Source organism: Ruegeria sp. CL3, from assembly GCF_056536505.1.
This window is the reverse complement of record NZ_JBQFPT010000011.1, coordinates 59,813-71,268: the sequence shown is the minus strand read 5'-3', so window position 1 is coordinate 71,268 and position 11,456 is coordinate 59,813. Positions and strand designations below refer to the sequence as shown.

Below are 11,456 nucleotides of genomic sequence, written 5' to 3'. Positions count from 1 at the left end.
CCATGACAGACAGCCCAATAGACCATGAAATCTTCATGGAGCTTAAAGACGCCACAGGCGAAGACTTTGCTGCTGAGCTTGTGAACACCTTTCTCGATGAAGCGCCCGGTATGATAGGCGAATTGAAAGCGGCTGCGGCTGCGGCCGATGCCGACCGTTACCGGCGTGCTGCGCATTCCATCAAGTCGAACGCCAACACATTTGGAGCGACGGTTCTTGCCGAACTGGCCAGAAAAGTTGAACTCGGAGAACTGCCCGAGGCTGGAGACCAAAAAGATGCGACGGCGCTGGAGACAGCCCTAAACACTGCCGCCGCCGCGTTGCGGAGCCTGATTGATGACTGACGCCCCCGGCCACTTGCTCATCGTCGACGACAACAAGGTGAACCGCTTGCTTTTATCACGCAGTGTAGAGCTCTTGGGTCACCAAGCATCGGTTGCGGAAAACGGCCGGGTTGCTATGGAGATGCTGTCTAACCAGCCGTTTGACTTGCTTCTACTGGATATCGAAATGCCGGAAATGGACGGCTTTCAGGTTCTGGAGGCCGTCAAATCCAACACTGAACTGCGTGATCTGCCAGTGATAGTGACGTCATCCGTTGAGGGTCTGGACAATGTCGTGCGGTGCATTGAATTGGGCGCTGAAGACTACCTGCCAAAACCAGTCAATAAAACACTCCTCAGTGCGCGCGTCTCTAGCGGCCTTGAGAAGAAAAGACTCAGGGACGAACAGAAACGACTGCTAGAGCGCTTTGCAACAACGGAGGTTGCACAAGACCTGCAAGAATCTGGCTTTGCGATAGGCGGCAAACGTGCCAACGCTTCGGTACTCTTCTGTGATATTCGCGGCTTCACGACCCTATCGGAAGATCTCGCACCCGAGGAAACAATCGACCTGCTCAACACTTTCTACACGCTGATGTTCGAGGCTGTTACCAGCAATGGCGGGATTGTCAGCCTGATGTTGGGAGATGGTTTGATGGCCCTTTTTGGAGTTCCGCAGCCGCTGTCCAACTCCGCACAAAGTGCAGTGGCGGCAGGGCATGAAATGCATAACATGATTGAGATATTAAATCTCGAACGGCGCTCAGAGGGGAAAAGTGACCTAAAAATCGGTATCGGAATAGCGACTGGAGAAGTCGTCGCTGGTTATGCCGGTACAGACAACAGGGCGACGTATACTTGTATCGGATCGACCGTAAACCTTGCTGCTCGCCTGGAGGCGGAAACGCAGAAAACTGGAAGTCGAATTCTGGTTGATCAAGAAACCTGTGATCTCTTGGAAATGGCTAATGTGCTGGAGACATTTGTCGGCACTAGGATCAAAGGTTTTTCCGATCCGTTCGACATCCATGCGCTGTGACTATTCATGCAACGCTTTTCGCAAATCGTGTAAAGTTATGCGCAAATACTGCGCAGAATAATGGGCGAGCGTCCAAGGTTTTCATTAGTCAAATCAATGTAGGAAATGCAGCTTTATAAATACCTACAGACTTGTAGGTTTGCGCAAAATACTTCAGGCACCCCAATTAGACTATGTAGTTTGCCCAAAGTTTACCGCAGAGTGATGCATCACTCTTAACTCCTTGGTGAAAGGCAAGACCAAATAGATTGAGCGCGCCGGTTTAGGCGCACTCTTTTCGCGGGTAAGGCAATATCTACTATGGACGCGGGGATCTATCACAAGTCTGCGAATGGACACCTTCCCTCCGATTGCGGTGACTAAGAGACGCTTTTGAGTTTATCATCAGGGTCTCTTTGAGTTGGCGAATTCCATGTTTCAGCAAATACCATGTCCAAAAAAAACGAGCTTCTTGAACCGGCCTGATAGATTTTGGCCTTACTTTCGGCACATAGTTGGTCCTTCGCATTTGCTTCTATTCAGGTAACGTTAGGTTGGGAGTACGATATGGAATTACCAACACTGACGTACGAAATGATAGCCGTACTGAGTCTACTAGCTTTTACAGTCTTACTTTTTGTTACCGAGATTATACGGATCGATGTCGCAGCAATTCTCGTGATGGTGCTGCTTGGCGCACTGAGCTATCTACCGGGGCTGGGTAATCTTGCCGATGTCTCCAGGCTCTTTGAAGGTTTTTCCTCAAACGCTGTGATGTCCATCATCGCAGTTATGATAATAGGGGCTGGGCTTGATAAGACTGGACTTATGTCAAAGGTTGCGGCCTTGATCCTCAAGAATGGTGGCACGACAGAAGCCCGGATCATCCCAATTATATCAACAACGGTTGGTGTCATCAGCTCCTTCATGCAAAACGTCGGAGCTGCTGCGCTTCTTCTGCCTGTTGTGAGCCGCATCTCAGCACGTACGGAAATCCCGATGAGTAGGTTGCTGATGCCCATGGGGTTTTGCGCGATTCTGGGTGGTACAATCACATTGGTCGGGTCGTCGCCCCTTATCCTGCTGAATGACCTGATTGTTTCGGCAAACTCATCCCTTCCAGCTGACCAACAAATGGAGACATTTGGGTTGTTTTCAGTCACGCCTATCGGTGTGATGCTGGTGCTGACAGGGGTGCTCTACTTTGTGCTCTTTGGTCGTTGGGTCCTTCCAGCGCGGCGGGAACGTGGAGAAGACGCAAGCTCGGCTCGGTCCATGGAGGCCTATGTCGAAAACACCTACGGGCTTAGGGCCGATATGTTTGAGATACGTGTCCCTGAAGGTTCGATCATCATAGGGCAAACGCTTGCGGATCTCATGGTCGCCCATAACATGTACATTCTTGGCACATCTTATCGCGGCCACAAGGTCATTGCGCCGATGGCTGATACTAAGATTGAAGCCCCGGCGCGGCTCGCCGTGCTTGGCCTGCGTCGGGTGGTTGAGCACCAGTTTGCTGAGCCCTACGGCTTGGAGATCCTACCCCAACTAGATGTCTTTGCGGATGATTTCGCCGCGACGCAATCGGGAGTGGCCGAGGTTGTTATTCCTCCCGGTTCATCAGTGATCGGCCAGACACCTATTGATTTACGTCTCCGCCAAACGCATGGTTTGTCTTTGTTGGCCATTCAGCGTGGCGAAGAAACACTCAGCCACGTTGAGACCGAAGATCATTCAGCCACGCATATCGGGCAAGTTCCTTTGCAAGCCGGCGACACGTGTGTGGTGCATGTGCAGTGGGACCGTCTGACACGAGTGAAGTCAGACAGGGACTTCGTCGTTGTCACCTCGGACTTTCCCCAAGAAGAGTTGCGGCCACACAAGGTCGGATGGGCGCTCGCCTTCTTCCTAATAGCGTTGAGCTTAATTCTGTTTTCTGACCTGCGTTTATCATTGTGCCTGTTGGTTGGCGCTGTTGGCATGGTTTTGAGCCGGGTGCTGTCGATCGATGAGGCCTACGAGTCGATAAGTTGGAGCACAGTTTTTCTACTCGCTTCACTGATCCCGTTGGGTCAGGCGGTTCAGAACACCGGCACTGCGGATTGGATTGCAGCGCATGTGTTGGCCCTTTTGAAGGGGTGGCCGATCTGGTCTTTGCAAGCGGGAATAGCCGTTTTGGCGACGGCGTTCACGCTGGTCATGTCGAACGTAGGTGCAACTGTTCTGCTGGTGCCGCTAGCAGTTTCTATTGCTGTATCGGCGGGAGGAAACCCGGCTGTATTTGCTCTCACCGTGGCAATTTCAACGTCCAACTCATTTTTGATCCCAACACACCAGGTGAACGCGTTGATCATGGGCCCAGCAGGTTACAGGGTGGTCGATTTTGTTCGCTCGGGCGGTATCATGACTCTGCTTTTCTTGGTTGTCTCAATGACTGGACTTGCGATTTTCTTCTGATCCGCCTCTCGGCGATCCGTACAGATGAACTCATAATATAGGGTTTTTGAGACCAAATTTTTTTGCCGGAACGTTAGATTCAAGACGTCTGCAAAAAAGAACCTCCGCCGCGAGGGACCGAAGCAATGCGTTCAACTAAACCAAACCTGAATTCGGTATACGCTGGAACTGGACCGTTTTAGTTTTATCCATCACTGTTGTTGGACCAAGACCGTCGGCAATTTTGGAGAGTTCACGATGAAGTTCCTTCGTACACCGGACAACCGGTTTGACGGGCTGCCAGATTTCAACTTTGGCCCGAACTATCTTGATGTGGATGATACCGAGGGCGGTCTTCTCCGTCTGCACTATTTGGACGAGGGACCGGCGCAGGCACCGCCAGTGTTGTTGATGCACGGAGAGCCAACCTGGTGCTTCCTGTATCGGCAAATGATTCCGTTATTCAAAGATGCGGGCCATCGAGTTCTGGCTCCTGATTTGATTGGGTTTGGCCGGTCGGACAAGCCCACTGAGCGATCCGATTACACTTACCAACGTCATGTAGACTGGATGTCCGGGTGGTTGCGGAAAGTTGACCTGACGGGCATCACATTGGTGTGTCAGGACTGGGGCGGACTCATTGGCTTGCGGCTGGTTGCGAGTATGCCCGAGCGGTTCTCTCGTGTGGTTGTGGCGAACACGGCCTTGCCCACCGGTGACGTGCCCTTGGGTGAGGCATTTCTTTCATGGCGGGAATACTCGCAATCCGTGCCGGAATTTAATTCGGGACGCATCGTATTCGGTGGCACAACATCCAAGATTTCAGATGAAGAGGTCGCAGCCTATAACGCACCGTTCCCGGATGCGCGCTATCTGGCGGGCGCTCGAGAGTTTCCAGTGTTGGTGCCCGACTCGCCTGACAATCCAGCTTCAGAAGCCAACCGAGCCGCATGGGAAACCCTCAAGACCCTGAACACTCCGTTTCTGACTGTTTTTGGAGAAGATGACAGGGTCATGGCGGGGGTAGACAAACTGTTCCAAAAGTCGATCCCTGGGGCAGCTGGCCAAAATCATGCCGTTGTGCCTAAAGCGGGGCATTTCATTCAAGAAGATGCTGGCACAGAGCTGGCAAAGGCGACTTTGAAGTTCATTAAACAAACACAGCTGCTGTCAGATTAGTTTCTTCCCCTGCGGCCTCAACTCACACCAAATTTGCGACGCAAATGCTCGGCCAAGACCGTTATGCGACGTGGTTGGGCTCGGCTCGGCGGAAACATCATTTGCAAAGGTTTCGGCGGTGGTAGGAAGTCGCGCAAGACAGAAACAAGTCTGCCAGATCGAACATCGTCGCCGACATCCAGCTCCGACTTCAAGACGACCCCATGGCCTGCGATCGCCCAATCGCGGATGAGTGAACCATCATTGACTATTCGATTTCCCTTTACTGATACGCGCTGGGCATTTGGTCCCGACCCAAACTCCCAAACGTTGTCGATCATGTCGCCAAACCTCATCACCAAGCAGTTGTGGTTTAACAGATCTTCTGGTTTTTCTGGTGTTCCGAATGAGGCCAGATAACTTGGGGACGCACACACGAAACGTTGGTAGCTTCCTAGATTTCGCAACCTGAGCGAGCTGTCTGTGATGTTGCCGAAGCGAACGGCGAGGTCGAAACCCTGGCCGACAAGATCGACATAACCGTCTGAGAGGGAAAGTTCGATTGAGACTGCAGGGTTCTCTTCGGTGAATTCGGCAATAACCTTGGAGACAATGCTCCGTCCCAAATCAATGGGCGCGCTTATGCGAATTGGACCAGACAGAGTTTCTGCGCCGTGCCGAACTAGCGTATCCAGCTCCGCAACCTCACTGAGGACGCTTCTTGCTCCGTCGGCTAGTGTCCGGCCTTCTTCGGTCAGGCTAATTGAACGGGTGGTGCGGTTGAACAAAACCACACCGTAATGTCCTTCCAGTGCGGCGAGCCGCTCGGACACTGTCGTGCTCGACAACCCTGTCTCGCGCGCCGCGGCCACAAGACTGCCTTTCTCGGCTATGGTCAGAAACAAGCGAAGATTGTCTAAAAGCATTAAACGGAATTTCCGGATTATATGTTCGATTATGCCCTGTTTATCCCGAAAGTACTGCGGCGTAAATCTTGCGCATCGCTCAGGAAAACAAGGGACCTAATCCAATGGCCAAGCTGACAATCCTCGCCAACATCAAAGCCAACCCCGACAAGATCGACCTCGTAAAGGGTGAGCTGATCAAGCTCATCGACATAACCCGTGCCGAAGAGGGTTGTATTAACTACGACCTGCACCAGGACAACGACAACCCGGCTCATTTCGTGTTCTACGAAAATTGGGAAAGCCGAGAGCTTTGGCAAACCCACATGGGTGCTCAGCACCTTGCGGCTTATCTGGAAGCAACAGAGGGCGCCGTTGCAGAATTCACGTTGAATGAAATGACAGTCATCGGTTGATACAGAACCGGACAAAGGAGCAAGCTATGAAAGCCGTGGGATACCGTGAGACAGGGTCGATTGATCGGACGGACGCCTTAGTCGACTTCGAGGCCGACAAACCGACGCCGAAGGGGCGCGACTTGTTGGTGAAGGTGCAGGCCGTGTCAGTGAACCCGGTCGATACGAAAATTCGGCAAAAACGTGCTCCTGTAGGTCCAGCACCTGATATTCTGGGGTGGGACGCGGTAGGCGTCGTCGAAACCGTTGGTGAAACGGTTGGGACTTTCAGTCCGGGAGATACAGTTTGGTATGCCGGGGCGATCAACCGACCGGGAACCAATGCCGAGTTTCATCTGGTGGATGAACGTATTGTCGGAGCCGCGCCAAAATCCATACCGGCGAAAGCGGCTGCGGCTATGCCGCTCACGACGCTTACTGCTTTTGAGATGCTGTTTGACCGCTTGCGAGTCCTGGATACCGTTTCCGGCGGGACCAATACGTTGCTGGTTATTGGTGGCGCAGGTGGTGTCGGGTCAATCACCATTCAATTGGCGCGGGCTCTCACTGACTTGACGGTGATTGCAACTGCGTCCCGACCCGAGACACAAGACTGGGTTCGAGAGCTAGGCGCGCACCATGTCATCAATCACGCGGAACCTTTTGGCTCACAACTCAAGGCGCTCGGCATCGAAAGCGTGGATTTCATCTATTCGACAAACCATTCCCAGCTTTATGCGCCCCAAGCTGGAGAGGTGATGACACCCCAAGGGCGCTTTGGGTTGATCGATGATCCTGAGACCTTCGACATCGCGCCGTTCAAACCTAAGTCGATCTCATTGCATTGGGAGTTCATGTACACTCGGTCGCTTTTTGGGACTGGAGATATGAGTCGTCAAAGCGAAATCCTGAATCAGGTCGCCGGGTTGATAGATGATGGAAAGATCAGATCCACAGCGACTGATACACTCGGTAGGATCAATGCTACAAACTTAATGAAAGCCCATGCTATCCTAGAAAGCGGCAAGGCCAAAGGGAAGCTTGTGCTTGAGGGTTTTTAGATGAGAATTGAGCGGCTGGATCATGTGAATATCGTTACGAACAGATTGCCTGAGATGGTTACTTGGTATGAAAAGGTCTTGGGTTTGAAACTTGGGGCCCGCCCTGATTTTCCGTTTCCCGGAGCATGGTTGTATGCGGGTGATGACGCCGTGGTCCACCTTGTGGGGCACGAAGGAACGCCAAATGTCGGTTCCGAAGCGAAGCTCAAGCTCGAGCATTTTGCGCTCTCAGCCACGGGGTTGAGCGCGTTCGAAGAAAAACTGAACTCGAGTCAGATCAAGTACCGCAAAACTGACGTCCCAGGCGCCCGAATGGTCCAAATCCATGTGGCCGATCCTGATGGAAATCATATTCATATAGACTTCGAAGACACCGAGTAAGGGCTAACCCTCGAAATAGTCGGGCCGCAAAATCAAGCGTGTAACCTCTTGCCGATTAGTGGTCGAGATTCTTGCCGGGTTGCTTCCAAGAATTACGTGGGTCAACATTTTTGGGCGGTAATAACGTCGATTTGGAGATCAGCATGCCGAACCTAGAAACAAACAAGAAAAACGTCATCGCCTTTTATGAAATGATGTTCAACGCGTCTCGACCTGCCGAGGCCATAGCGACCTTTGTTGGGGAAACCTATACGCAGCACAACCCGCATGTTGGCGACGGTAAGCAAGCCTTTGTTGACTATTTTGAGCGCATGGCCGCCGAATACCCGGGAAAGCGTGTGGATATCAAACGTGCCTTTGCTGAAGACGATCACGTTATTCTGCATTGCCATCAGATCTGGCCCGATGGTCTAGAGTACGCAGGGATCGATATTTTTCGCCTGGATGCTGATGGCAAGGTTGTCGAACACTGGGACGTTCTTCAGGAAGTTCCAGCAAACAGCGAGAATGACAATGGCATGTTTTGACTTCGCCGTTCTAACTGCGGAGCGTGGAACTTCGAAAGCTCCTGTCTGCTAAACCACGATAGTCAAAGGGTATAAGTCTGATCCAGGAAACCCGCCGAGGCGTATCTATCATGAACCGTTTAGTTAGGAGATGAATATGTTCTCGAAGAGTATTCTTACGGCGACCCTTGGGTTATTTGCAGCTACTTCGCTTCAAGCTGGTGTACAAATTCGTTTTATAGAAGGCGCACCCAAGGACCGTTTTGTTTTGACAAATGTCGGAGCTTGCGAAGTAGAAGCCTCGACCCTCAAAATTGACTTGTCGCAATCTACCGGACGTCTGATTTTCGACGTTACCGAAAAGGGTGCTGGCGTGGAGGTATTCCAACCTCTCGAATTCGTTGAGGGTGCGGATGCTCTGCGGCAAATCCCAGCGGTCGTGGACGGGCAAGATACAATTGAACTTGAGATCGCCTCCCTCGCAGCCGGGGACACACTCGCCTTTACCATCGATGTCGATGATACTATCGGGCAACGCGAAATCACCGTAACGGGGTCGGAGATCGAAGGCGCCACGGTGTCATTTACCGATGCGGATGAGACCAGTACTGCGACCTTCTCTTCCGAAGCATTTGTGAACGTGGCGACACAGGACTGCTGAAAGCTATCCCAAAATGTCGAACTGGTTAATCCGCATAGCATTCCTTGCGCTCATGTTGGGAGGCGGCATCCTGATCGGGACACTGACCGCACCCGGCGAATGGTACGAGCAGCTTTCTAAGCCGGCTTTCAATCCACCAAATTGGATTTTTGGGCCAGTTTGGACAGTGCTATATGTCTTGATCGCTATGGTAGGTTGGCGCCAGTTCGAAGCAGACCGAAGCTCGACCGCCATGAAGCTGTGGTGGGCGCAGATGGTTCTGAACTTTTTGTGGTCCCCAGCCTTTTTCGTACTGCAACGGCCGTGGATTGCCTTTGTGGTCATTGTCGCGTTGTTGGCTGTGATCGTCATGTTCATCGTTCAGGTCAGGAATTCCGATCGGGTTTCTACGCTGGCCTTCCTGCCGTACTTTGCATGGGTCGCATTTGCCACGGCGCTGAACCTTTCCATTGCGATACTGAACTGAGAAGGAACAAAATGCTTGCCAACTTCATTGGGCTTGTTTCAGGTCTTGTTATCATTGGATGCACAATGGCTCAGGCTGATGAAAAACTGACTGAAGACTTTTCCAAGTCTCCGGAGACGCGTTGGGACTACGTTGCCGACACCGTCATGGGAGGAGTTTCCTCAGGACAAGTGCAGTTTCGTTCGGAAGGTGATGTTGCATTCGCGCGGCTGACCGGAACGGTCAGTACGGACAATAACGGCGGCTTCATCCAGTTCCGGCGCAAGTTGTCTGATCGGCCAGATGAGGGTGTATCAGGCGTCAGATTATTGGTACGGGGGAACGGTGAGCAATATTTCGTTCACCTCAGAACACGCGGCACGGTGCTTCCGTGGAAATACTATCAGGCCGAGTTCGCAACTTCTGAAGACTGGACCGAAGTTTATTTGCCTCTGTCAGGTTTCAAGGCTTCAGGCGCCATATTGCGCGCTATTCCCGTTGCTGACGAAATTACTTCAGTTGGAGTTGTCGCCTTCGGGCGCGATCACGAGGCTCGCGTAGATGTCAGTGAGATTGGTTTCTACTGAAAGCCTCTCAAGAAAGGGCTGTGATATTAAGATAGGTCTGCTTGACACCGGTTGAGATCGAGTTGTGCCAATGCCTGAACGCGGATGTGCTGTTTCTTCATTTTAGATGCTGAACCTGTCTTTTCTGAGCAAACATTTGCAGCGTGCTGCGTTCCGATAAGACAACTGCCACAGGCAGTCTTCAGTTAAAAAAACTTAATCAAAGCAAAATACATTCAGCAAAAGACAACTCCCACATGAAGCTCATCTAAAGGAGTGAGTATCATGAAGAGGATTGCAGCTTTGGGCCTTGTTGCCCTGACCCTATCATTTGTTGGCACGGGTGCGTTTGCGGACTGCTATTTTGGGAACGATGCGGTAACCGGGATGGAGACAATCATCTGCGAGACAGACGGTGGCTTTTCCAGTTGGGGCACATTGATCGCCGAAGCTTAAGCGTTACGGGGTTCGACACCAAATTGTCTGTGAATTTGGTTAAAGCAGATCGAATTCTGCAATTGGTAGCAGCAAGGCCAAACAGCACTCGATGCCGAGAGTCGTGACGCGACAGACTCGTCTATAATTATTGCGTGGTAGGGAACCCCCTGTCCCGCTGCGATGCAAGAAACTGCACCAGTTCATCGCCTTGGTTTGTGTCGATGGATATTTCAAACTCACGCAACCTTGGGCCGATTCTTGGCGTTCTCCGTTCCTCTGGTGAGGCAATGTGATGGCCTCTGTTGTTAGGAGACCAATCGTTCTTTGCATTGACCCGTCACGACAACGCCCCACCTTTCTAACTCAGTTAGGAGCATCCTGAGTGTTTGTGAGGACCACCGCGTTGTTGTTTTTTGCTGTGTCGACCCCGGCCACGGCATTGCAGCTTCGCGAAACAGGGCGGTATGAGCTCAATCAACCCGCAAGTCTTGACTACGATCCGACGTTTTGTGGGTTGTGGATTGCGAACGAGGGGCCCGAGGCCATTCTCGTTACATTGCAAGGTGATGAGTTGCGCCGCATATCCAGCGATCTCTTCCGTATCAAAGCAATTGCTATCGAAGGGGATCACTTGTTGTTGGGCGATGGTCTCGGCAGCCTTCAACGTGTCACCAAAGATGGAGAGCCACTCGGAGCGCCTTTCACTCTGGAAGGCGGATTCGCAGACACCGAGGGGATCGCGATCAACGCCAAGGGGCAGATCGTGACCGTAGAAGATGACCCGGAAAGGTTGTCCTGGTTCACTTCAGAGGGTGCGTTGGCGGCGAGGTTGGATACAATGAAGCTCTCTCCCCCCTTAAGCGAGGCGCAGGGCATCGCGATTGATCCACGCACCGGTCACATGTTGATTGTTGATGACTGGGAAGGGTCAAACAGCTTGTATGAGTTCACGGCAAATGGCCAATTGCTCGCCCAGCAAAGCCTGTTGGAATTCGGAACTGACCCGGAAGGCATCGCCATTAGGTCGGGATCTAACCAACTGTTTGTAGCATTCGACGGCGGCGCGACGATTGTGACATTTGACTACACGCCCACCTTGCCTGAAGGATCACCGCCGCTTCCCCCGGGCGGAGACTGCATGATGTTCTGAGAATTTGGCTTCG

14 protein-coding genes are annotated in these 11,456 nt (G+C 52.1%); 13 read left to right on the top strand and 1 reads right to left on the bottom strand.

Features of this window, described 5'->3' with window-relative positions:
• Positions 1-2: 2 nt before the first annotated feature.
• From ACR0NO_RS16695 to ACR0NO_RS16680, 4 genes are all read left to right on the top strand, one after another.
• Positions 3-344, top strand: a complete 342-nt coding sequence (locus ACR0NO_RS16695) for an Hpt domain-containing protein (RefSeq protein ID WP_480724781.1) — start codon at positions 3-5, stop codon at positions 342-344.
• Complete coding sequence (locus tag ACR0NO_RS16690; RefSeq protein WP_480724780.1) at positions 337-1,362, top strand: adenylate/guanylate cyclase domain-containing protein; 1,026 nt, start codon at positions 337-339, stop codon at positions 1,360-1,362. The genes ACR0NO_RS16695 and ACR0NO_RS16690 overlap by 8 nt, the downstream gene beginning before the upstream one ends.
• Before the next feature lie 546 nt (positions 1,363-1,908).
• Positions 1,909-3,798, top strand: a complete 1,890-nt coding sequence (locus tag ACR0NO_RS16685) for an SLC13 family permease (protein ID WP_480724779.1) — start codon at positions 1,909-1,911, stop codon at positions 3,796-3,798.
• 237 nt (positions 3,799-4,035) lie between these two features.
• Entirely contained in the window at positions 4,036-4,956 is a 921-nt protein-coding gene (locus ACR0NO_RS16680) for a haloalkane dehalogenase (protein ID WP_480724778.1), read from the top strand.
• A gap of 17 nt (positions 4,957-4,973) precedes the next feature.
• Here the strand turns inward: ACR0NO_RS16680 and ACR0NO_RS16675 are convergent, their stop codons facing one another.
• Complete coding sequence (locus ACR0NO_RS16675; RefSeq protein WP_480724777.1) at positions 4,974-5,861, bottom strand: LysR family transcriptional regulator; 888 nt, start codon at positions 5,859-5,861, stop codon at positions 4,974-4,976.
• A 104-nt stretch (positions 5,862-5,965) separates the two neighbouring features.
• On the opposite strand from ACR0NO_RS16675, the gene ACR0NO_RS16670 reads away from it, so the two are divergent.
• The 9 genes from ACR0NO_RS16670 to ACR0NO_RS16630 all read left to right on the top strand — a co-directional run bounded on the left by ACR0NO_RS16670 (position 5,966) and on the right by ACR0NO_RS16630 (position 11,443).
• Entirely contained in the window at positions 5,966-6,256 is a 291-nt protein-coding gene (locus ACR0NO_RS16670; protein WP_170507787.1) for a putative quinol monooxygenase, read from the top strand.
• 26 nt (positions 6,257-6,282) lie between these two features.
• Positions 6,283-7,296 carry a zinc-binding alcohol dehydrogenase family protein gene (locus ACR0NO_RS16665; protein WP_480724776.1) on the top strand — a complete coding sequence of 338 codons (1,014 nt, stop codon included), beginning with the start codon at positions 6,283-6,285 and terminating at the stop codon, positions 7,294-7,296.
• On the top strand, positions 7,297-7,677 hold the full coding sequence (locus tag ACR0NO_RS16660) for a VOC family protein (RefSeq protein ID WP_480724775.1): 381 nt from the start codon (positions 7,297-7,299) through the stop codon (positions 7,675-7,677).
• A 143-nt stretch (positions 7,678-7,820) separates the two neighbouring features.
• A complete protein-coding gene (locus ACR0NO_RS16655) occupies positions 7,821-8,204 on the top strand; it encodes a nuclear transport factor 2 family protein (protein ID WP_480724851.1) in 384 nt (127 codons plus the stop codon).
• Between the two features lie 136 nt (positions 8,205-8,340).
• Positions 8,341-8,844, top strand: coding sequence for an aggregation factor core (locus ACR0NO_RS16650; RefSeq protein ID WP_170641674.1), 504 nt, complete (start codon positions 8,341-8,343; stop codon positions 8,842-8,844).
• Between the two features lie 13 nt (positions 8,845-8,857).
• Complete coding sequence (locus ACR0NO_RS16645; RefSeq protein ID WP_480724774.1) at positions 8,858-9,310, top strand: TspO/MBR family protein; 453 nt, start codon at positions 8,858-8,860, stop codon at positions 9,308-9,310.
• Between the two features lie 11 nt (positions 9,311-9,321).
• Positions 9,322-9,876 carry a CIA30 family protein gene (locus tag ACR0NO_RS16640; RefSeq protein ID WP_480724773.1) on the top strand — a complete coding sequence of 185 codons (555 nt, stop codon included), beginning with the start codon at positions 9,322-9,324 and terminating at the stop codon, positions 9,874-9,876.
• Positions 9,877-10,140: 264 nt separating this feature from the next.
• On the top strand, positions 10,141-10,311 hold the full coding sequence (locus tag ACR0NO_RS16635) for a hypothetical protein (RefSeq protein ID WP_170380082.1): 171 nt from the start codon (positions 10,141-10,143) through the stop codon (positions 10,309-10,311).
• A gap of 364 nt (positions 10,312-10,675) precedes the next feature.
• On the top strand, positions 10,676-11,443 hold the full coding sequence (locus ACR0NO_RS16630; protein ID WP_480724772.1) for a hypothetical protein: 768 nt from the start codon (positions 10,676-10,678) through the stop codon (positions 11,441-11,443).
• The last annotated feature ends 13 nt before the right edge of the window (positions 11,444-11,456 follow it).

Excerpts from the sequence above, each read along its gene's own strand:
- ACR0NO_RS16685 (WP_480724779.1), top strand. The coding sequence starts at position 1,909 with ATGGAATTACCAACACTGACGTACGAAATGATAGCCGTACTGAGTCTA.
- ACR0NO_RS16695 (WP_480724781.1), top strand. The coding sequence starts at position 3 with ATGACAGACAGCCCAATAGACCATGAAATCTTCATGGAGCTTAAAGAC.
- ACR0NO_RS16645 (WP_480724774.1), top strand. The coding sequence starts at position 8,858 with ATGTCGAACTGGTTAATCCGCATAGCATTCCTTGCGCTCATGTTGGGA.
- ACR0NO_RS16675 (WP_480724777.1), bottom strand. The coding sequence starts at position 5,861 with ATGCTTTTAGACAATCTTCGCTTGTTTCTGACCATAGCCGAGAAAGGC.
- ACR0NO_RS16635 (WP_170380082.1), top strand. The coding sequence starts at position 10,141 with ATGAAGAGGATTGCAGCTTTGGGCCTTGTTGCCCTGACCCTATCATTT.
- ACR0NO_RS16655 (WP_480724851.1), top strand. The coding sequence starts at position 7,821 with ATGCCGAACCTAGAAACAAACAAGAAAAACGTCATCGCCTTTTATGAA.
- ACR0NO_RS16680 (WP_480724778.1), top strand. The coding sequence starts at position 4,036 with ATGAAGTTCCTTCGTACACCGGACAACCGGTTTGACGGGCTGCCAGAT.
- ACR0NO_RS16650 (WP_170641674.1), top strand. The coding sequence starts at position 8,341 with ATGTTCTCGAAGAGTATTCTTACGGCGACCCTTGGGTTATTTGCAGCT.
- ACR0NO_RS16670 (WP_170507787.1), top strand. The coding sequence starts at position 5,966 with ATGGCCAAGCTGACAATCCTCGCCAACATCAAAGCCAACCCCGACAAG.
- ACR0NO_RS16640 (WP_480724773.1), top strand. The coding sequence starts at position 9,322 with ATGCTTGCCAACTTCATTGGGCTTGTTTCAGGTCTTGTTATCATTGGA.
- ACR0NO_RS16660 (WP_480724775.1), top strand. The coding sequence starts at position 7,297 with ATGAGAATTGAGCGGCTGGATCATGTGAATATCGTTACGAACAGATTG.
- ACR0NO_RS16690 (WP_480724780.1), top strand. The coding sequence starts at position 337 with ATGACTGACGCCCCCGGCCACTTGCTCATCGTCGACGACAACAAGGTG.
- ACR0NO_RS16665 (WP_480724776.1), top strand. The coding sequence starts at position 6,283 with ATGAAAGCCGTGGGATACCGTGAGACAGGGTCGATTGATCGGACGGAC.